The organism is Nocardia sp. NPDC059240, assembly GCF_042753865.1.
GTDB lineage: Bacteria > Actinomycetota > Actinomycetes > Mycobacteriales > Mycobacteriaceae > Nocardia.
Genome location: NZ_JBHZAC010000003.1, coordinates 635,674 through 656,009 on the forward strand (window position 1 = coordinate 635,674; position 20,336 = coordinate 656,009).

Consider the following 20,336-nt stretch of genomic DNA (forward strand, 5'->3'; position numbering starts at 1 on the left):
CTCATCGGGTAATCAAGATCAGGGAGCTCTCAGCGTGGAGATTTGTCCGAATCTCCACGCTGAGAGCTCCCTGATCTTGTGGCGAACGGCTACTGGTCCGAGTTGGAGGGGCGGCATAGCGTCGCGGGGTGTCAGGGGATAACCGACGCGTGGCGCGAAACCCAGTTATCGATCGGCAGGGTCGGGGCGTGTTGCTCGATCACGTCGGCTGTGCGGGAGGGGTTTCGGTGGACGGGCGGGTTTATTTGCTGGCGGCGGGGGTGTTTCTGGCGGGGGTTGCCGAGAATATCTGTGCTGGAATACTTCCCGAGATTTCCAGTGGACTCGGGGTGTCGATTGCGGTGGCGGGGCAATTGACCACCGTGTTCTCCGGTGTGTTCGCGGTGGCCGCGCTCGGGGCCGCGGCGCTGGTGGCACGCACCGAGCGCAGGATCACAGTGTTGATGTCGCTGGCGGTGTTCGCGGTGGCCGATCTCGCGGCGGCGGCCAGTCCGAATTACCTGGGTCTGCTCGCGGCGCGGGTGGTGATGGCCGCGAGTTGTGCCGTCCTGGTGCTGGTCGCGAGCCGGCTCGCGGCCGAGCTCGCCGCACCCGAGCAGCGGGGGCGGGCCATCGGGATCGTGTTCATGGGGATCAGCGGGTCGCTGGTGCTGGGGGTGCCGATCGGGATGCGAATCGCGGAATGGGCCGGGTGGCGTGCGGTGTTCGTCGCGATCGCGCTACCGGTCGCGCCGCTGATGATGTGGCTCGGGAGGCGGTTGCCGCGCAGGCAACCGACGGCGGTGGCCGAGCATCGGTCCTATCGAACGGTATTCACCGACCGGCGGCTGGTGGCCGCGCAATTGGTGTCGATCTTGATGATCGGCGGGCATTTCACGCTGTTCGCTTATCTGACGCCGTATCTGAATGCTGTTCTGCGCCCGAACCCCACCGCTTTACAGGGCCTCTATGTCGCCTTCGGGGTTGCCGGTGTCACCGGCGCATGGCTCGGCGGGCTGTTGTCGGACCGCCTCGGCGTCGCTCGCGCTTTGTGCGTCTGCCCGGCGGTATTCCTGTGTGCCATGGCATTACTGCCCGCCGCCGGTAGCGCGCCGGGCTGGTTCGTGCCCGCGATGATGCTGTGGGGTGCGGTCAGTTGGTCTGTTTCCCCGATCGTGCAGAACTATTTGATCAATGCCGGTCCGGCGGTCGCCGATACGACCGTGGCCGTCAATGTGTCGGCGATGCACGTCGGGGTGGCGCTCGGCTCCGCGCTGGGCGGCGTGCTCGTCGGTGCGGGCGCGCTGCGGGCGACGCCGTGGGCCGGGTGTGCGCTGGTCGCCGCCGCCCTGGTCTGCGCGGTGGTGTCGGTACGGAAACCGCAGCGCGAGTGGGAATTACGGCAATCGATCAGATGATGTTCGCCGCGATCAGGATGCCGATGATCAGTAGCACGGCGGCGGTGATCAGGTTGGCGCTCTTGTCGATCCACGCGCCACGCAACTGGTAGCCCGCCAGGGTGCCGAGCATGGTCAGGCCGACGATGGTGCCGAGAGTGACCAGGGAGAAGGCGATGAGGGTGCCGATCGCGGCGGTGACGCCGACCGCGCTGGCCGCCAGGAAGACCGGCAGGATCGTGAGATCCGGCGAGGCCGCGGCACCGAAAGGCACGGCGACGGCGAGCAATCGGGTGCCACGCGACCGGTGCTCGTGACCGTGGTCGTCGTGGTCATGGCCGTGGTGGTGTCCATGGTCATCGTGATCGTGGTCATGGTCATGGTCATGCCCGTGCCCGTGCCCGTGCCCGTGCCCGTGAGCATGGTCGTGACTGTGCCCGCGGCCGAGTAGTTCGAGCACGGCGAACACCACACCGGTCGCGATCAGCAGTCCCCCGACGATGAGTCCCTCGTTGCGTTCCACCACCGAGCGGAACTGCAGGCCGACGCCGATCACGATCGCGCCCAGGATCAGTGAGAGTGCCACGTGCGCGAACCCGGCCAGCCCGGACAGCCGCAGGACCCGGCGAAGCGGGTAGCGCTGGGCCCGGGAGATGACGGCCAGCGGCACCCAGTGGTCGGGCAGCACGGCGTGACCGAAGCCGACTCCGGCTCCGGCTGCGATCAACGCGGGAGCGGTCAGGCTCATGACGACCTCCTGGACGAACGGCGGGAACGCTGGAACCATAACAGAACACATGAAGACGTCTTCATATATATCCTCGACTGTGGGCGTCGACACCACCGGTAGGCTCCGAAACCATGGGACATGGAGTCGAGGACCGCGACCGCCCCGCGGCACGTCTGGACGCGGACGCCGCGGCGCACATCGCGAATACTCTTCAGGCCCTCGCGACTCCGAGCCGACTGCTGATCCTCACCGAACTCCGGCAGGGTCCGCTCGCGGTCACCGAACTCGCCGAAGCGGTCGGCATGGAACAGTCCGCGGTCTCCCACCAACTGCGCCTGCTGCGCAATCTCGGCCTGGTCAGCGGCACCCGCACGGGTCGCAGCATCGTCTACAGCCTCTACGACAGTCACGTGGCGCAACTCCTAGATGAGGCCGTCTACCACATCGAACACCTCCGCCTGGGCATCCCCGACCAGCCGGAAACCGCCGGCTGACCGCACCGAACTCCCACCGGCGCGCACGCCTTTCGCCGTTCGCCGCCACCAGCGCAGGCTCGCTGCCGACGGGTTCCCGCTACCGTCGGGGAGATGGACGTCGATCGAGCGGGTCTGGTGCACGACTACGGGAGTTTCCCGACGCAACCATTACCGATCCAGCGTGCGCACCGCTCAATCGCGGCGGCCGATCCGAAAAGCGCTGGCGGGCCGGGCCGTTCGGAGTCCGGCGAGCTGGCGCGGGCGGGCCGGGCGCTGGCGGTGGCCGGGGTGGTGAGCCGGGTGACCGGGTTCGCTCGCACCCTCGTGCTGGCGGCCGTGCTGGGGACCGCGGCGGTCGGGGACGCCTACAACGGCGTGAACACTCTGCCGAACATGATCTACGAGCTGCTGCTCGGCGGGGTGCTGGCCGGCGCGGTGGTTCCGGTGCTGGCCCGCGCACGACGGCACGGGCGCAAGCACTCTCGCGAATTCACCCAGCGTGTGATGGTCGGCGCGGTGCTCACATTGACGGTCATCACGGTGCTGACCGTGGTGTGCGCGCCGCTGATCGTGCGGTTGTTCATCGCCGATACCGGGCAGCGCAGGCTCGCCACCGGATTGGCGTATCTGCTACTGCCACAGATCTTCTTCTACGGGGTGGCCGTCGTGGTGGGCGCGGTCCTCAATGTGCGGGACAGTTTCGCGAGCGCGGCATGGGCTCCGGTGGTCAACAATGCGATCGTGCTGGCCACCTGCGGGGTATTCACGCTGCTACCGGGCCCGGTGACGCTGACCCCCGGCACCATGACCACGGCGCAGGTGCTCACCCTCGGCATCGGCACCACCGCCGGGATCGTGGGCCAGTCCGCATGGGTGGTTGCGGCGTTGCGGCACAGCGGGTTCCGGTGGAGCTGGCGGGCCCGGCCACTGCCCTACACGCTGCGGCCGGTGCGCGTGGGTATGCCGATCCTGGGCTGGCTGCTGGTGTACGCGGCGATCAGTCAGGTCAGCGTCGCGGTCACCATGCGGGTCGCCTTCGACCATGACGGCGTCTCCATCAACAACTATGCCGAACTGCTCTTCCAGGTTCCGTACGGCATTCTGGCCGCCTCGGTGCTGACCGTGCTCATGCCGCGCATCTCCCGCGCGGCGGCCGGGCACGACCATCGCGCGGTGCTCGCCGATCTGTCGCGCGGCGCGCGGTATCTGTTCACGGCGCTGATCCCGATCAGCATGGCCATGAGCCTGCTCGGTCCCACCTTCGCCACGCTGGTGTTCACCGGCCGCGTCGATCCGCAGGCCGCCCGCCTCATCGGCATCGCGATCGCCTGCTCAGCCTTCGGCCTGGCCCCGTTCGCACTGGTCATGCTCCAGATGCGAGTGTTCTACGCCTATCACGACACGCGCACCCCAACCCTGATCAATCTGGTCATGGTCCTCACGAAGGTCGCCATCGTGGCCCTGACGGCGACGCTGTGCACCGGCCCGACGGTCGTCGTAATGCTCGGCGTCGCAAGCTCCTTCGCCTACGTCACCGGGGCTGCGACCGGTCATCTGCTGTTGCGCCGCCGCCACGGCCCGCTGGGATTCCGCATCGTCGCCGCGAGCGCGCACCGAGTCGTGTGGGCCACCGTGGCGGCCGGAGCCACCACCCTGGCCACCGTCTTCCTCACCACCACGACGATCTCCGCCCCGACCCTCGCCCAGATCACCACCCTCACAGCCGGATTCGTCTCCGGCACCGTCGTCTTCCTGCTGACCGCCAAGGCCGTCGGCATCCCCGAACTCCGCGTGGCCCGCACCCTGCTGACCTTTTCCTGAAGTTCCGGGCCGTCACCCCACCTGTTACTAGCGAAACGATAGTACGATCCCGGCATGTTCCCGCTTCGACTGATCTCCCTGGTGGCGGCCTGCGGCGCGCTCACCGCACCGGCTTCGGCGGCAGCACCGGAGGATTCGGCCCCGATCCAGCGCTACGTGGCACTCGGCGACTCGGCCGCGGCGGTCGGCTCGCTCGACCGGCTGGAGACGGGCGTCCCGCTGTTCTGCGCCCGCTCGGACGACAACTACCCCTCCGATCTGGCCCGCAAGCTCGCGCCCGCGCAGTTTGTGGACGCCACCTGCAGCAGCGCGAAGACCACGCACATGACCCAGCCGCAGACCGGCGCCACCCCCGGATCGGTACCGCCGCAGTTCGATGCCTTGACCCCCGACACCGACCTGGTCACGATCACCATCGGCGCCAACGACATCGGCGCGCTCGGCCACCAGGGCGCGGTCACCGAGACCGAATTGGCCACCATGGGAACCAATGTCGGCGCGGTCCTCGACGGCATCCACCAGCGCGCACCCCACGCCACGGTCGTAGTGCTCCCCTACATCCGCTACGCCCCACCCGACGGCCCCGGCTGCTACGGATTCAGCAGCGCCAACGGCCAGCAACGCATGGCCGACACCCTCGCCGCCACGGCAGCCGCCCACCACGCCCGCTTCGCCGACATCTTCGCCATGACCGGCCACGACATGTGCGAGCCCGCGGGCACCAACTGGGTCAACGGGCCCCTCCCCGACACCTTCTCGGTTCCCTTGCACCCCAACGCCGTCGGCCAGTCCTACGCGGCCGACGTCATCGCCCGCACCCTGTCCTGAACCACCACGCGCAGGGCCCGTTCCCGCTTCCGCGAACGCGAAAAGCCGCTCGAGCGTAGCGATCCCGGGTGGCGGGCCTCAGTCGAAGGTGATGATCTGGCGGAGGGCGTGGCCGGAGGCTAGTTCGTCCATGGCCTGGTTGATGTCCTCGAGGCGGATGTGGGAGGAGACGAGGCGTTCGACGGGGAGTTTGCCCTCGCGCCACATGCGCACGAATTCGGGGATGTCGCGGGCGGGGACCGCGGAGCCGAGGTAGCTGCCGATGATGGCGCGGCCCTGGGCGACCAGGCCCAGGGGGGAGATGCTGGCGCGGGCGTCGGGGGCGGGGAGGCCGACGGTGACGGTGACACCGCCGGGAGCTGTTGCGGCGACGGCGGTTTCGAAGGCGCGGATATTGCCCGCCGCCTCGATGACGGCTTCGGCCTGGATGTGCTCGGCCGCGACCTCCTGCGGCGTGTAGGCGGCGGTCGCACCCAGATCCATGGCGATCTTGAGCTTCTCGGGGACGGTGTCCACGGCGATCACCTCGCGTCCGGTCCCCGCGCGCAGAGCGGCGGCCACCAGGACGGCGGCCATGCCGACACCGCCGAGACCGACCACCATGATGCGGTCGGCGGGACCGGGTTTCGCCGAATTCAGCAGCGCCCCACCACCGGTGAGGACGGCACAGCCGAGGACGGCGGCCACCTCCGGCGGCACATCGTCGTCGACCGGCACCACCGAGCGGCGATCCACCACGGCATGCGTGGCGAAGGCCGAAACACCCAGGTGGTGATGAACTTCCGCGCCGTCGCGCAGCAATCGCCTACCGCCGGCGAGCAATTCGCCCGCATTGTTGGCCAGGCTGCCGGGCTCGCACGGGGTGCGGCCGTCGGTGGCGCAACCGGCGCATTCGCCGCAGCGCGGCAGGAAGGTCATCACCACGCGCTGCCCGACCGCGATATCGCTGTCGCCCGGCCCGACCGCCTCGACCCGTCCGGACGCCTCGTGCCCGAGCAGCATCGGCACCGGCCGCACCCGATTGCCGTCCACCACGGACAGATCCGAATGGCACAGCCCGGCCGCCTCGATCCGGACCAGCAGCTCACCCGGACCGGGTTCGCCCAGGTCGAGTTCGGAAATGGTGAGCGGCTTCGACTCCGCGAACGGCGTCGGCGCGCCGATGCTCTCCAGAACGGCACCACGAATCCTCATGCGCCCGACGCTACACCGGCGGCCGGAAGCCACACCGGGGAACCTTCCCAGACAGCTGGATATCTGATTCCATGAGTACCGGACAGGAGCACACATGAGCACTTCGCTGACCACCGGCAATCGCGCCTTCAACCATGTGGTGACGCAGTTCTTCGGAAACGTCGCCCGCGCCTACGACACCGCGGCCCTGCAACAGGTCGTCTACCGTCCCCCGCAGGATCAGGTGCTGTCGGAACTGCGCCGGGCCAAGTCCCGCCGCATCGCCGACATCGGTTGCGGCACCGGCATTCTCACCTCCCGCATCCAGCGCGAACTACGGCCCGACGCGGTCTTCGGCGTGGACGCCTCCCCCGGCATGCTGGCGCAGGCGCGCGCCCGCTCGAAGGACGTGCAGTGGCGGCAGGCCGCGGCCGAGCATCTCCCCTTCGCCCCCGGCGATCTGGATGCGGTGGTCTCGACCAGCGCCTTCCACTTCTTCGATCATCCGGTCGCGTTGCGTGAGTTCCATCGGGTGCTGGTGCCGGGCGGTCTGGTCGCCATCGCGACCATGCACCCCGACGGCCCGACCTCCCGCCCGATTCAGCGTCTCACCCGCAGCCCGCTGTTCCCGGCCCACGCCCCGTCACCGCGTGAGACCCGGAAACTGTTGGAGGACGCCGGTTTCGAAATCGTCGACCAGCGCAAGATCGCCCGGCCGCTGCCGTCCTGGTTGATCCCCGACGTCATCACCGTCGGCCACCGGGTCTAGCGATTCACTTCCCCGGATTGTCGCTGCCGCGGAAGCAGACGGTGAGCTGGAGCTTGTTCCACACCACCCACACCGCCCCGCGGCCGTCACGGGGGCAGCCCGCACCCGAGGTGGAGTTCACGAACACCGCGGTCGCCTGCACGATGTGCTCACCGGTCGCGGCGCAGTCGACCTTGGACGGCACATCCATATTGGTGGTGTCGTAGCAGACCCCGGCCCGCCAGTCGAAGGTCAGGCACAGGTGATAGCGGACCTTGCCGGTCTTGTCGTGCGGGGCGGATTCGAGGGTGTAGAGCGGATCGGTGCACGAGTCCGGCCCGATCTGCAGCACCCGATAATTCGCGTCCACCGACGCGCAATCCGACGGCTCCGGTGTCCCCGCCTTCCAGGTCGGGTCACCGGCGGCATTGCGGGCCTGCTCGATCGGCACCTCGACACAGTCACCGACCTTCAACGCGGCCATCGGATCCGGGGCCGGCGCCTTGCCGGTGACCGTACTGGGCTGACCGGCCCGCACCAGCTCCGGCGGGGCGGCGAGCGCGCTCCCGGCAATGGTGTCGTGGTGCAGGAACGGCAGATTCGAGGCGACCGCGGCGTACACCAGCACCCAGCCGCTGACGGCCAGACCCGAAATCAGCGCGCGCGGACGGACTCCCACCCCGGCAACGGCGGGGTCGGCCCGGGCCCGCGCCTGGCGAGCGACGGCCCGAACGGCGAGCACGGCCCCCACCGACAGCAGGACGACCGCCGTCCCGACCACAAACCACACGCCGCAAACCCCTCCGCAAACCCCTGCCCGATCGACTGCAAGCTATCGCACGGGCGAACAACCGGGCAATCCGGCAGCCCCGGCGAGCATGCGGTGGAATGCTGGACCCCGCCGGGGCATTCCCGGCGACCAATCCCGAAAACAAAGGAATTCCAGTGCTCACAACCGAATTCGTTCCCGGTTCACCCAACTGGCTCGACCTCGGCAGCCCCGACCTGGACGCGGCCACCGCCTTCTACGGCACCGTGCTCGGCTGGGAGTTCCAATCCGCCGGACCCGACGCCGGCGGCTACGGGTTCTTCCAGGTGGACGGCAAGACCGTCGCCGGCATCGGGCCGCTCACCGAGGCGGGCGCGGCCTCGTCCTGGACGGTGTACTTCCAGACACCCGACGCCGATGCCACCACCAAGGCCGCCGAACAGGCCGGGGCCACCGTCCGCAACGAACCCTTCGATGTCATGGGCGTCGGGCGCATGGCCAATCTGACCGGTCCGCTGGGCGCGCAGTTCGCGGTCTGGCAGCCGCTGGCCTTCCCCGGCTTCGAACTCGCCAGTGTGCCCGGCGCGCTGGCGTGGGTGGAGTTGCACGTCTCCGATCCGGCCGCCGCCGCGGCCTTCTATCGGACGGTGTTCGATTGGCGGACCACGCAGATGGACATGCCCGGGATGCCGTACACCGTCCTGGCCACCGGTGACAGCGCGCCCGACGACACCGGCTTCGGTGGCATCGCGCCGCTGCAGGGCGAGAACGAGCCGCCGCACTGGCTGGCCTATTTCGGTTCCGAGGATGTCGACGCGCAGGTGGCGTCCGCGACCTCGGTGGGCGGCTCGGTCGTGGTGCCGCCCATGGACATTCCGACGGTCGGCCGGTTCGCCGTGCTCGGCGATCCGGCGGGCGCGGTCTTCGCGCTGCTGAAGCCCGAAATGCCCGCGTAGGTCTCGCGTCAGGCTGCCGGTTCCTTGGCGGATTCCGCCAGGGCCGGTGGCCACGGCGTGGGCGTGATGTTCGCCGGTTTGGTGTTGGGGCTGCCGTCCCAGTCGAAATGCACGCCGACCCAGGCCTTCGGCCCCTCGAAATCGATGGCGCGGGCATCGAAACCGACACGGCGGAACGAGATGTCGCCGAAGAAGTCGCCGCCGGCGAAGGTCACCAGCCGACCGGAGAAGGTGGCATCGGCGAACGACACCCGCCCGTGGTACTCGGCGCGGGCGAAGGAGATTTCCTGGGTGCGCCCGGTGCGCCAACGGACCTGCGCGCCGAGCTGGGCGCAGTCGAAGGAGCTGGATTCGGTGTAGAAGCGGGTGTCGGCGAAAGTCGTGCGGGCGCCGGAGAATTCGGCGCCGGTGAACGTCACCCGGTCACCGTCGAAGACCGCGCGCTCGAAGGAGGTCAGGTCGGCGGCGAAGCCCGCGTTGGCGAAGCTGCTGCGCTCCCCCGCGAAGGTGGTGCGCTCGAATATCGTTCGCGCGCCCCGGAATCGAGCGCCTTCGAAGCTGACACCGCCGCCGAAGGTGGCCTCGGTGAACACCGTCGCGGCGGCGCGCCGCTCACCCCGACGCACGGCGCTGTGGGCGAAGTCCGTTCGATCGAAAACGGCCAGGCTGCGGAAGATGGCCCCGCGGAAGGTGACTCGCTTGCCGAGGAACCGCGCCTGCTCGAAACTGGCCGTGCGGCCGCTGAGGAACATGGCATTGGCGAAGCTGGTATTGCGGCCGCCGAAGATCGCGCCCCGGAAGTCGGCGTCCTCGAATACCGCGTCGGAGAAGTCGAAATCACAAGCCGACCAGGATATTTCGGCCGAGGATCGGAGGCGCCGGGTGACCACGCGCACGATGGTGTCGCGAACCTGCCGGTCGTTCTGCCGGTAGGTGTACACCCGTTCCACGGCGGTGCCGTGATCCTCGATGCGCTGCGATTTGGAGACCAGGTGACTGGCCCCCTCCTCCGGCGCATACGGCAGCCGCAGGTACCCGCACAGCACATCCACGCACTGCTGACGCCGCCGGCGCGCCGCGAAATCGTCGGCCACTCCGGCCATGGCGTAGACGCCCGCGATCCGCACGGCCACATCGGGATCACCCAATTGCCGTGCGGCGGCGGCGAAGACCTCGGCGAAGCGTGCGCGCTCGGCATCACGCCGCCAGCGGTAGACCAGCAGCACTACGAACGCGGCACCCACACCCACGGCCACGGCCGGGGCCACCTTGCCCGACCACCACCAGGTGAGGCCGCCGACTGTGAGGCCGCCCAGCACCGCCACCAGTATCGACACCGTCTGACCCGACCGATGAAACGTCCGGCTCACCACCCCACCGAACCTCCACCGCGACATAGCCGAAGAATAGCGATTCTGGGCCGGTCACGCATCGGTTGCGAGGATTCGTTCACGACTTCGCACCCCCGAAAATGATGTCCCGCCAATCCGTTTCGCCGGAAATGCCGCGTCCGCCCGGCGACGGGTGGTCACCGGGCGGACGCGAAACGGGCTATCGGGGGAGAAATCACGCAACCTCGGCAGGCACGGCAGCCTCGACGGGTGCCGTCACCTCGGCGTTGCGCCGCAGCCCCATTCCGGCGGCACCCAGGCAGGCCAGCGCCACCACGATCACGAACCACGGGAACACCGTGCTCAGCCCCCAGGTGGTGGCCGCCCAGCCCGCGATGACCGTCGGAATCGCCATGGCCGAGTAGGCCAGCAGGTAGTACGCCGACATGGTCTCGCCGCGCTTGTGCTGCGGCACCACGTTCGACAGGTGCCGCAGCGACCCGCCGAAGCCGAGCCCGAAGGTCCCACCCAGCGCGAATCCGGCCAGCAGCACCAGCACCCAGTTGCCGGTGTTCAGCGCCGGAATGGTGACCATCAGCGCGATCGCCATGCCGATGTCACCGGCGATGGCCGCGCGCCGGGCCGTGATCCCACCGGCCACGGCCTGCGCGAGCGCGCCCGCGGTCGCCGTGGAGGCCACCACCGCGCCACCGAAGACCAGATTGTGGATGCCCGTCTTGGACGACGCGAGCGATGGATACAGCGACAACAGCACACCCAGCACCGACCAGGCCGCCATCACACCGAGCGCGGAGAACCAGAAGTCACTGCGAATCTCCTGCGGTACAGCCGGTTTCGCGATGGTGATGCGCTGCTTCTTGCGTGCCGTGTGCGGCTCGCGCAGCGCCAGCACGCCCGCCGCGAGGAGCACGCAGACCACGGTGATCACCACGTACGGCGTCCGCAGCGGATGCGGCGCGTACTGCGCCAGCACCGCCGAACCCAGAATCGCCACGGCCATACCGACATTGAAGGCGACGCCGGACAACTGCCCCGACCGCGCCCCGTGCTGCGGGCGCAGATCCAGCAGCGCCGCCGCGCCCGACACCACGATCGCGCCGACCGCCGCGCCGTGCAGCGCCCGGGCCAGCAGCAGCATGGCCACATTGTCGGCGAACAGGAACACCACCAGTCCGAGGATCATCAGCCCGAACGCGCCCAGCAGCACCGGCTTCCGCCCCACCACATCGGAGATGCGGCCGGACACCAGCACCGAACCCAGCGCCGCGACGGCGTAGGTGGCGAAGACGAAGGTGGTGGTGAGCGGCGAGAAATGCCAGCTCTGTTGATAGATCCCGTACAGCGGGGCGGGCGCGCCCGATACCCCGAGCGCCACGCCACAAGCCGCAAGTATGAGGGCGTAAGCCCAGGTCTGGCTGCCCTGTTCGGCTCGAGTCGCAACTGCCGTTGCCGATGCCATCGAACCCTCCATCAGGTAAGTTTGATTTGTATCGAACCCGACTCTACGGCAGGTTCGATAATTATCAAACCAGTCCCCAGAGTGAGGTAGGTCATGTCCGACACCGAGGCGAAGCCCGCGGTCGCCCCGCTGCCCGCGGTGCTGGGCGCACTACAGGACCCCATCCGCCTCGAGGTGGTCCGCCGCCTCGCCAATGCGGGCGGCCCGATGCGCTGCGGCCTGACCTACGAGGGCATCAGCAAATCGACGGCCGCGCACCACTTCAAGATCCTGCGCGAGGCCGGTGTCACCGAAAAGGTCACCATCGACGGCAACACCCACCTGCAACTACGCGCCGAGGATCTGAACACCGCCCTGCCCGGCCTGCTGGACGCCGTCCTGACCGCCGCCAACGAGGCCGCCGAGTAACCGCTCGTTCTCACGGCGCAGTTCCTCGATCTCGGCGGTCAGCCGATCTCGCTCGGCGGCGGCGGTGCGGCGTTCCAGCGCGATGGCCTCGTCGAGGCGGTCCTTGGTGAAGCGGGGGCGGATGTATTTGACGCAGTTCCAGTTGTAGGCCTCGACCGTGATGATGATCGCGCGCTCGGCGATCTTCTGGATTGCGCCGTTGTAGGCGGCGGAGATCCGATCCACCGGGCCGGGATCCTCGGTGCGTTCGACCATGCGGGCGCGGCCGTACACCTTCAGGCGTTCGCGCAGCGGATAGTCGATGAAGAACAGGGCGACTCGGTCGTTGCCGGCGAGGTTGCCGACGGTGACGTACTGGCCGTTGCCGGTGAGGTCGACGAAGGCGAGGGTGCGTTCGTCGAGGACCTGCACGAAACCCGGCGGGCCGCCGCGATGTTGGATATAGGGCCAGCCGTCGGGGGTGGTGGTGCCGAGGAAGAACGAGTCCGCCGCGCGGATGAAGCCCTGCTCACGCATTTCCAGCGGTTGCGGCTCGTCGCGCCCGCGCTCGAGTTGGGCACCGTAGTCCCGATAGCTGCCGATGAGCTTCTGACGCTCGCGCGCCGCCTCCGAGAAGGCGATCCGCGCATACCGATTCGACATTGCGCTCCCTTCCACACCCTGCGATCAAATTTAACAGTACGGACGTACTGGATACAGGAGGGTGCGGCGGAGATCACTACTGCGTGAGCGGCAAGGATTTCCACCAGTCGACGACGCCGCTGGGCGCCTTGGGCGTGCCACGGGTGTACATGAGGAACTTCTCACGCTTGGGGTCGTCGAAGAAGGTGGTGGCGAAGGCGGTCGAGGGGACCTCGGGGAAGGAATCGAAGCGGAGGTTCGTGTATTGCTTACCGCCGCACGCCTCCTGGAAGGTCAGGTTCTCGAAGGTGCTGCCCGCCGGATGGATTCGGCTGGCCACCGAGTGGGCCGCCGCGCCCGAACTGTAGGCGAACAGCACGTACTCACGCACGTCGTGGTCGGCAGAGTATTGGCAGTCCCACGCGGCCGCCCAGCCCTCGAAGGCCCACGGCGGCAGGAAGTCCTTGGTGTCGTGGTCGACAACGCGGCAACTCGCGGCGACATAGCCCGAACCGAGTTCCGGCTGAGCCGGCACCAAACCGGGGAAAGCCGCACTGATCTCGGCGATTTCGGGAGCCGGGGCCTTCGGTTTGGCCGTATTGCCGAAGGGGGTCACCAGAAAGACGGCCACACCCAGCCCGACCGCCAGGCAGACACCGAGCAGCACCACCATCCGCAAGCCCACCAGCCACCTGCGCGGTGACGGCGGCGATTTCGCCTCGGCGAGCGGGATTCTCGAATGCCGGTCGGTCGCCGGTCCCATCAGTGCCGGAATGTCGGTGAGTTTTCCCGACCGCAGCGCCACGGCGGACGGTGCCGCCCGGCGCTGGGCATGGGGCCCCGACTGCGGCGACCGGGCTTGCGGCGGCGACAACCGCGCCGCGGCCGGCGACGACCGGGCCGGGGTCGCGCCCGCCTTCCCGCGCCGCGGGGCCGGAGCCGGTTTCGCCCGGCTCGCAGGAGTTTCCGGAGCCGTATCCCGGATCGAGATGGTCGCCGAACCCACCGGGTCACCCAGCGTCAGCGCTCGTTGCGCGGCGGCCGCGAAGTCCGAACACGACGGATAGCGATCGTCGGGATTCTTGGCCAGCGCCCGCGCCAGCACCGGGTCCAACGAGGCAGGCAGACCGGGGCGATAGCTGCCCACCGGCGGCGGACTGTCGTACAGATGCGACTTCACGATCGCACCGAGATCGGTCGCACGAAACAGCGGCAATCCGGTCAATAGTCGAAACAGTGTGCAGGCCAGCGAGTATTGGTCCGAGCGGTGATCGACGGGCTGACTCTGCAGTTGTTCGGGTGAGGCGTAGGCCAGGGTGGCCATCACCGAGCCGGAACCGGTGAGCCGCCCGGTGTCCTCCTGTAGTCGCGCGATCCCGAAGTCGGTGAGCAGCACTCCGGCCTGCTGTTCGCGAGTCTCGGTGGCCAGCATGATGTTGGCGGGCTTCACATCTCGATGCAGCACCCCGACGCGATGCGCGTAGTCGAGGGCGGCGGCGGTGGCGACGACGATCGCGACGGCCTGCTCGGGGGTCATGTCCCGCACCGATTCGGCCTCGACGCCGTCGACGTACTGCATGGCGATCCACAGCCGCCCGTCCTCGACACCCCGGTCGTACACGGTGACCACATTCGGGTGATTCAGCCGCGCGGCCAGATCGGCCTCTCGCTCGAAGCGGGCGTGAGTTTCGCTGTCCCCGTGGAATTCCGCGTTCAGCAGCTTCAACGCGATCCAGCGCGGCAGGCGCGGGTGGCGGGCCAGGTACACGGCGCCCATCCCGCCGCGTCCCAGCTCTCGTTGAATCACGTACCCGGCGAAGATCTCACCCGGTCTGAGCACAAGCCCCTCCCATCCAGCGAGGAGATCATAGCCACAAACCGGCACACCTAGCAGGGTGTACGGGCCTACTGTCGAGTAGCCGTCTCAGTCGGCGAGACGGCTACTCTCAGGGAACGAGACAGTACCTTCAGGGCACCAGCGATAACCCTCAGGGAACCAGTCGGCGCACCGCGGCCGGAAGGTCGCGGGTGCGGCGGTACGGACCCGCCACCGCCACGCCGAACGGCCGGGCGAGCAGGTTCGCCGCGATGCGGGAGACCTCCTCGGTGGTGACTTCGTCTATGCGCGCGAGGGTTTCGGAGACACTGCGGTGATTGCCGTAGCTGAGTTCCGAACGACCGATGCGGTTCATCCGGGAACCGGAATCCTCGAGCCCGAGCACCAGCCCACCGCGCAGCGAACCCTTGGCGCGGGCGCATTCGGCGTCGGTGATGCCGTCGGCCGCGACCTCCTCGAGCACCCCGCGCGCCAAAGTCGCGACGTGGCCGAGGTTTTCGGGCTGGCAGCCGATGTACACCGAGAACGCGCCGGTGTCGGCGAAGGTGTCGACGCTGGAGTACACCGAGTACGCCAGGCCGCGCTCCTCCCGAATGCGCTGGAACAGCCGCGAACTCAGGCCACCGCCGAGCACGGTGTTGAGCACCGACAGCGGCCAGCGCTTCTCACCCTCGTGCCGCCCGAAGGCGCGGGTACCGAACACCAGGTGCGCCTGCTCGCTGTCGCGCTGGATGCGCAGCAGCTCCGGATTGCCGCGCGGGCGGAACTTGCCCTCGCGCCGCGGCGCGGGTTCCAGGCCCGGTTCGAGCCGATGCGCGAACGCGCGGTACACCAGCTCGACCACGTGCTCGTGCTCGATATTGCCCGCGACCGCGACCACCATCCGGTCGGGCCGGTAGCGGCGCAGATGGAACGAGCGCAGCTGATGGGCCTGCATATCCTCGATGGTCTCGACGCTGCCGATCACCGGCCGGCCGATCGGATGATCACCGAACAGCGCGGTCAGGAAGGCGTCGCCGACCATGTCCTCGGGATCGTCGTCGCGCATGGAGATCTCCTCCAGCACCACCTGCCGTTCCACCGCCACATCCTCGGCGCGGCACAGGCCGTTGAGCACCACGTCGGCGACCAGGTCCACCGCCATCGGCAGATCCTCGTCGATGACGTGCGCGTAATAGCAGGTCTGTTCCTTGGCGGTGAAGGCATTGAGCTCACCGCCGACCGCGTCCATGGCCTGCGCGATCTCCAGCGCCGAACGGGTCGGCGTGGCTTTGAAGAGTAGGTGTTCGAGGAAATGCGCGGCACCGGCGACCGTCGGGCCTTCGTCGCGCGAGCCGACGCCGACCCATACGCCGATGGAGGCCGAGCGCACGCTGGGTACATGCTCGGTCACCACCCGTAGCCCGCCGGGCAGCACGGTGCGCCGCACACCGATATCGGTTGCGGGCGCTTGGTTCTGGACAATGGCCAGCGCAGAACCCCCCTGCTCCAGATTCCGGAGCAAGGGGGCCGTGTCTGTCGCGGCGCGCGCGGAACCCGCGCCCACCGCCGACTGCTTCTTCGTCACAGAGAAATAATTACTCTGCGATCGCGTCGACCGCAGCAGAGGCTTCGGAGTTGTCCGAATCCTCGTCGACCGGCACCAGCGAGATCTTGCCGCGGTTGTCGATATCGGCGATCTCGACGCGGATCTTGTCACCCACGTTGACCACGTCCTCGACCTTGGCGACGCGCTTGCCGTTGCCCAGCTTCGAGATGTGGACCAGACCGTCGCGGCCCGGGAGCAGCGACACAAACGCACCGAAGGCGGTGGTCTTGACGACCGTGCCCAGGAAGCGCTCGCCGACCTTCGGCAGCTGCGGGTTCGCGATCGCGTTGATCGCGTCGATCGCGGCCTGCGCCGACGGGCCGTCGGTCGCACCGACGAACACGGTGCCGTCATCCTCGATGGAGATGTTGGCGCCGGTGTCCTCGGTGATCTGGTTGATCACCTTGCCCTTGGGTCCGATCACCTCGCCGATCTTGTCGACCGGGATCTTGATGGCGGTGACGCGCGGAGCGTAGGGGCTCATCTCGTCCGGGGTGTTGATGGCCTCGGCCATCACGTCCAGGATCGTGTAGCGAGCGTCCTTGGCCTGGTTCAGCGCACCGGCCAGCACCTGCGACGGGATGCCGTCGAGCTTGGTATCCAGCTGCAGGGCGGTCACGAACTCGCGGGTACCGGCGACCTTGAAGTCCATGTCGCCGAAGGCATCCTCGGCGCCCAGGATGTCGGTGAGGGCCACGTAGCGGACCTCGTCCTCACCCTTGTCGTTCTTCACGGTGTCCGACACCAGGCCCATGGCGATACCGGCGACGGGGGCCTTCAGCGGCACACCGGCGTTCAGCAGCGACAGGGTCGAGGCGCACACGGAACCCATCGAGGTGGAACCGTTGGAGCTCAACGCCTCCGAGACCTGACGGATGGCGTAGGGGAACTCCTCCTGCGACGGCAGCACCGGCATCAGGGCGCGCTCGGCGAGGGCGCCGTGGCCGATCTCGCGGCGCTTGGGCGAGCCCACGCGGCCGGTCTCACCGGTGGAGTACGGCGGGAAGTTGTAGTGGTGCATGTAGCGCTTGGAGGTCTCCGGGCCGAGCGAGTCGACCTGCTGCGCCATCTTCACCATGTCCAGGGTGGTGACACCCAGGATCTGGGTCTCGCCACGCTCGAACAGCGCCGAACCGTGGGCGCGCGGGACGACCGCGACCTCGGCGGACAGCGCGCGGATGTCGGCCAGACCACGGCCGTCGATGCGGAAGCTGTCGGTCAGGATGCGCTGGCGGACCAGCTTCTTGGTGACCGAGCGGAACGCCGCGCCGATCTCCTTCTCGCGGCCGACGAAGTCCTCGGCCAGCGCGGAGAGCACGTCGAGCTTGATCTCGTCGATCTTCTCTTCCCGCTCGTGCTTGCCCGCAATGGACAGCGCGTTGTTCAGCGGAACCTTCGCGGTGCCCTCGACGGCGGTGTAGACGTCCTGCTGGTAGGGCAGGAAGACCGGGAACTCGCCGGTCGGCTTGGCGGCCAGCGCGGCCAGGTCCGACTGCGCCTTGCACAGGCGGGCGATGAACGGCTTGGCGGCCTCGAGGCCCTCGGCCACAACGGTTTCCGTCGGCGCGATGGCACCGTCGGCGATCAGGCTCAGCACGTGACTCGGGGCCTCGGCCTCGACCATCATGATGGCGACGTCACCCTCGACCACGCGGCCGGCGACGACCATGTCGAACACGGCGCCTTCCAGCTGCTCCACGGTCGGGAACGCGACCCACTGGCCCTCGATCAGCGCGACGCGCACGCCGCCGACCGGACCGGAGAACGGCAGGCCCGCGATCTGGGTGGACGCCGAAGCGGCGTTGATCGCGACCACGTCGTACAGATCCTTGGGATCCAGCGACATGACGGTCACGACGACCTGGATCTCGTTGCGCAGGCCGTCGACGAAGGACGGACGCAGCGGCCGGTCGATCAGGCGGCAGGTCAGGATGGCGTCGGTGGAGGGGCGGCCCTCACGACGGAAGAACGAGCCGGGGATGCGGCCCGCGGCGTACATGCGCTCCTCGACGTCCACCGTCAGGGGGAAGAAGTCGAACTGATCCTTGGGCTGCTTGGAGGCGGTGGTCGCCGACAGCAGCATGGTCTCGTCGTCGAGGTAGGCGACCACGGAACCCGCGGCCTGCTTGGCCAGGCGGCCGGTCTCGAAACGGATGGTGCGAGTTCCGTAGCTGCCGTTGTCGATCAGGGCGACGGACTCGAAAACGCCGGGCTCGACCTCGGCGGCGGAACTGGTCTGTGTGTCAGACATGTGTTTTCTCTCAACCTCTCGTCTTCGCCGGGGTTCGCACATTCGTCTCGTGCGATCCGGCTCGTCGGCCGTACCCGACATGGGCGCGCGCCAACCCTCGTGGTCGGCGTACGCACACCCGGCCTTTATCCCCTCTGAACCAGAAGGGCGACGCGGAGGCGATCATCGATCGAAGCCCTCCGGGCGCGCATGGTTCATCTCAATCCGCGCCCCGAAAAGCCACTACCGAAGACCGACGCCACGCGGCGGGTGCATACGGCTTCTGTTGGCGTATACCCGTCTCGACCTCCCCCTCGTGGGGAAATCGGACACATATACGAAAGGCCAACGAGGAGATTCTATGCCTCCTCGTCGGCCGGTTCGTCAACTACCTCCGGCGGCAGGGGCATGTCGCCCCTGCTGGGAGGAAGACGTCACTGAAATCAGCGACGCAGGCCCAGACGCTCGATCAGCGAACGGTAGCGGTTGATGTCGTTGGCCTGCAGGTACTTCGACAGGCGACGACGGCGACCGATCAGCGCGAGCAGACCGTGGCGGGTGTGGTGGTCGTGCTTGTGCACCTTGAGGTGCTCGGTGAGGTCGGCGATCCGCTTCGACAGCAGCGCGATCTGAGCCTCCGGGGAACCGGTGTCAGTCGGGTGCAGGCCGTACTCGGCGAGGATCGTCTTCTTCTGCTCGGTGGTGAGAGCCACTGAATCTCCTTGTTTCAGTCCGCGCTCAGGAAAAGTCCGGGAAAACCCGGCTGGGCAGCAACCGCGGACCGCAGCAAACCCAACGGGCCACCCTACCGGAACGTCCCGTTCCAGCGGAAATCGGCCCCGCCAACCCGTCCGAAGGGGTGACGCTATTCCTCGGTTTCGTCGTCGAGCACCTTGCGGGCCTGATCGACGTCCTTGCCGATGGCCTCGACCAGATCCTCGATGGAGTCGAATTTCCGCATGCCGCGCAGCTGTTCGACGAAATCCACGCCGACGTGCTTGCCGTAGAGGTCGGCGTCGAAATCCAGGATGTGCGGCTCGACCGTGCGATTGCGGCCGTCGAAGGTCGGATTGGTGCCGACCGAGATGGCGGCCATGAGCCGCTGCCCCGCGAGCGGGTCGCCCGGTTCGAGCACGGTGAACCAGCCTGCGTACACGCCGTCGGCCGGAATCGCGGCGTGCATGGTCGGGGCCACGTTCGCGGTCGGGAAACCCAGGCCCTTGCCGCGGCCGTCGCCGTGCACGACCACACCCTCGACGCGGTGCGGGCGGCCCAGCGCCTCGGCGGCCGCGCCCACATTGCCGTCGCCGAGGCAGCCGCGAATGTAGGTGGAGGAGAAGGTGACCGCGTGCTCGCCGAGCAATTGCACGCCGTCGACGTCGAAGCCGTGCTCGCGGCCGAGCTCGCGCATGGTGTCCAGGGTGCCCGCGGCCTGCTTGCCGAAGGTGAAGTTGTCACCCACCACCACCTCGGAGACGTGCAGCCGGTCGACGAGCAGCTCCTCGACGTATTCCTGGGGCGTGAGCTTCATGAAGTCGCGGGTGAACGGCATCACCACGAACACGTCGATGCCGAGTTCCTCGACCAGTTCCGCGCGCCGGTTCAGCGTCGAGAGCTGCGCCGGATGCGAGCCGGGCCGCACCACATCGAGGGGGTGCGGGTCGAAGGTCATCAGCACCGATGGAACACCGCGCACCGCAGCGGATTTCACCGCGCGGCTGATGAGCTGGGCGTGCCCGCGGTGCACGCCGTCGAATACCCCGATGGTGAGGACACACCGGCCCCAGTCCGCGGGCATCTCGTCGAGGCTTCGCCATCTCTGCACACCGGAAGCCTACGCAAAGCGCGTCACAGACAATATTCGGCCGTGCCGATCTTCACGGGTCGAAGCATGCCCGTCACCGTGCGTTCACCGGGGCGGGCGCTCGGCACAACATGCTCGCTACGCTCGGCGCGGCATCGTC

Annotated in this window: 18 protein-coding genes; 7 read left to right on the forward strand and 11 right to left on the reverse strand. The window is 68.2% G+C overall.

Going from position 1 to position 20,336, the window contains the following annotated elements:
• Nucleotides 1–260: 260 nt before the first annotated feature.
• Nucleotides 261–1,397 (forward strand): MFS transporter, encoded by a 1,137-nt coding sequence (locus tag ACFXHA_RS13220; RefSeq protein ID WP_379356671.1) that lies wholly within the window; start codon nt 261–263, stop codon nt 1,395–1,397.
• On the opposite strand, the gene ACFXHA_RS13225 is transcribed toward ACFXHA_RS13220, so the two are convergent.
• Complete coding sequence (locus ACFXHA_RS13225) at nt 1,390–2,124, reverse strand: hypothetical protein (protein WP_379356142.1); 735 nt, start codon at nt 2,122–2,124, stop codon at nt 1,390–1,392. The genes ACFXHA_RS13220 and ACFXHA_RS13225 overlap by 8 nt on opposite strands.
• 113 nt (nt 2,125–2,237) lie before the next feature.
• Here ACFXHA_RS13225 and ACFXHA_RS13230 point away from each other — a divergent pair, with 113 nt between their 5' ends.
• The 3 genes from ACFXHA_RS13230 to ACFXHA_RS13240 all read left to right on the forward strand — a co-directional run bounded on the left by ACFXHA_RS13230 (nt 2,238) and on the right by ACFXHA_RS13240 (nt 5,231).
• Entirely contained in the window at nt 2,238–2,600 is a 363-nt protein-coding gene (locus ACFXHA_RS13230) for an ArsR/SmtB family transcription factor (RefSeq protein ID WP_379356144.1), read from the forward strand.
• A 93-nt stretch (nt 2,601–2,693) separates the two neighbouring features.
• Nucleotides 2,694–4,403 (forward strand): murein biosynthesis integral membrane protein MurJ, encoded by a 1,710-nt coding sequence (gene murJ / locus ACFXHA_RS13235; protein ID WP_379356146.1) that lies wholly within the window; start codon nt 2,694–2,696, stop codon nt 4,401–4,403.
• A gap of 54 nt (nt 4,404–4,457) precedes the next feature.
• Complete coding sequence (locus tag ACFXHA_RS13240) at nt 4,458–5,231, forward strand: SGNH/GDSL hydrolase family protein (RefSeq protein WP_379356148.1); 774 nt, start codon at nt 4,458–4,460, stop codon at nt 5,229–5,231.
• A 78-nt stretch (nt 5,232–5,309) separates the two neighbouring features.
• On the opposite strand, the gene ACFXHA_RS13245 is transcribed toward ACFXHA_RS13240, so the two are convergent.
• Nucleotides 5,310–6,425, reverse strand: a complete 1,116-nt coding sequence (locus tag ACFXHA_RS13245) for an alcohol dehydrogenase catalytic domain-containing protein (RefSeq protein ID WP_379356150.1) — start codon at nt 6,423–6,425, stop codon at nt 5,310–5,312.
• A gap of 94 nt (nt 6,426–6,519) precedes the next feature.
• On the opposite strand from ACFXHA_RS13245, the gene ACFXHA_RS13250 reads away from it, so the two are divergent.
• On the forward strand, nt 6,520–7,173 hold the full coding sequence (locus ACFXHA_RS13250; RefSeq protein ID WP_379356152.1) for a class I SAM-dependent methyltransferase: 654 nt from the start codon (nt 6,520–6,522) through the stop codon (nt 7,171–7,173).
• Between the two features lie 4 nt (nt 7,174–7,177).
• Here ACFXHA_RS13250 and ACFXHA_RS13255 read toward each other — a convergent pair whose 3' ends face one another.
• Nucleotides 7,178–7,942 (reverse strand): hypothetical protein, encoded by a 765-nt coding sequence (locus tag ACFXHA_RS13255; RefSeq protein ID WP_379356154.1) that lies wholly within the window; start codon nt 7,940–7,942, stop codon nt 7,178–7,180.
• 155 nt (nt 7,943–8,097) lie between these two features.
• Between ACFXHA_RS13255 and ACFXHA_RS13260 the strand changes: the two genes are divergently transcribed.
• Nucleotides 8,098–8,877 carry a VOC family protein gene (locus ACFXHA_RS13260; protein ID WP_379356156.1) on the forward strand — a complete coding sequence of 260 codons (780 nt, stop codon included), beginning with the start codon at nt 8,098–8,100 and terminating at the stop codon, nt 8,875–8,877.
• 8 nt (nt 8,878–8,885) lie between these two features.
• Here ACFXHA_RS13260 and ACFXHA_RS13265 read toward each other — a convergent pair whose 3' ends face one another.
• Entirely contained in the window at nt 8,886–10,274 is a 1,389-nt protein-coding gene (locus tag ACFXHA_RS13265; protein ID WP_379356158.1) for a pentapeptide repeat-containing protein, read from the reverse strand.
• A gap of 169 nt (nt 10,275–10,443) precedes the next feature.
• On the reverse strand, nt 10,444–11,688 hold the full coding sequence (locus ACFXHA_RS13270) for an MFS transporter (protein ID WP_379356160.1): 1,245 nt from the start codon (nt 11,686–11,688) through the stop codon (nt 10,444–10,446).
• Nucleotides 11,689–11,781: 93 nt separating this feature from the next.
• Between ACFXHA_RS13270 and ACFXHA_RS13275 the strand changes: the two genes are divergently transcribed.
• The gene (locus ACFXHA_RS13275) at nt 11,782–12,096 is read left to right on the forward strand and encodes an ArsR/SmtB family transcription factor (RefSeq protein ID WP_379356162.1); all 315 of its coding nucleotides are present in this window, start codon (nt 11,782–11,784) and stop codon (nt 12,094–12,096) included.
• Here ACFXHA_RS13275 and ACFXHA_RS13280 read toward each other — a convergent pair.
• The 6 genes from ACFXHA_RS13280 to ACFXHA_RS13305 all read right to left on the reverse strand — a co-directional run bounded on the left by ACFXHA_RS13280 (nt 12,016) and on the right by ACFXHA_RS13305 (nt 20,197).
• Nucleotides 12,016–12,738: a pyridoxamine 5'-phosphate oxidase family protein gene (locus tag ACFXHA_RS13280; protein ID WP_379356164.1), complete on the reverse strand. Its 723-nt coding sequence runs from the start codon at nt 12,736–12,738 to the stop codon at nt 12,016–12,018. The genes ACFXHA_RS13275 and ACFXHA_RS13280 overlap by 81 nt on opposite strands.
• 76 nt (nt 12,739–12,814) lie before the next feature.
• A complete protein-coding gene (locus ACFXHA_RS13285; protein ID WP_379356166.1) occupies nt 12,815–14,557 on the reverse strand; it encodes a protein kinase in 1,743 nt (580 codons plus the stop codon).
• Nucleotides 14,558–14,705: 148 nt separating this feature from the next.
• Complete coding sequence (locus ACFXHA_RS13290; protein ID WP_379356673.1) at nt 14,706–16,046, reverse strand: M16 family metallopeptidase; 1,341 nt, start codon at nt 16,044–16,046, stop codon at nt 14,706–14,708.
• 85 nt (nt 16,047–16,131) lie between these two features.
• Nucleotides 16,132–18,393 (reverse strand): polyribonucleotide nucleotidyltransferase, encoded by a 2,262-nt coding sequence (locus tag ACFXHA_RS13295; RefSeq protein WP_379356168.1) that lies wholly within the window; start codon nt 18,391–18,393, stop codon nt 16,132–16,134.
• 422 nt (nt 18,394–18,815) lie between these two features.
• Nucleotides 18,816–19,085 (reverse strand): 30S ribosomal protein S15, encoded by a 270-nt coding sequence (gene rpsO, locus ACFXHA_RS13300; protein ID WP_379356170.1) that lies wholly within the window; start codon nt 19,083–19,085, stop codon nt 18,816–18,818.
• Between the two features lie 152 nt (nt 19,086–19,237).
• On the reverse strand, nt 19,238–20,197 hold the full coding sequence (locus ACFXHA_RS13305) for a bifunctional riboflavin kinase/FAD synthetase (protein ID WP_379356172.1): 960 nt from the start codon (nt 20,195–20,197) through the stop codon (nt 19,238–19,240).
• Nucleotides 20,198–20,336 lie beyond the last annotated feature (139 nt).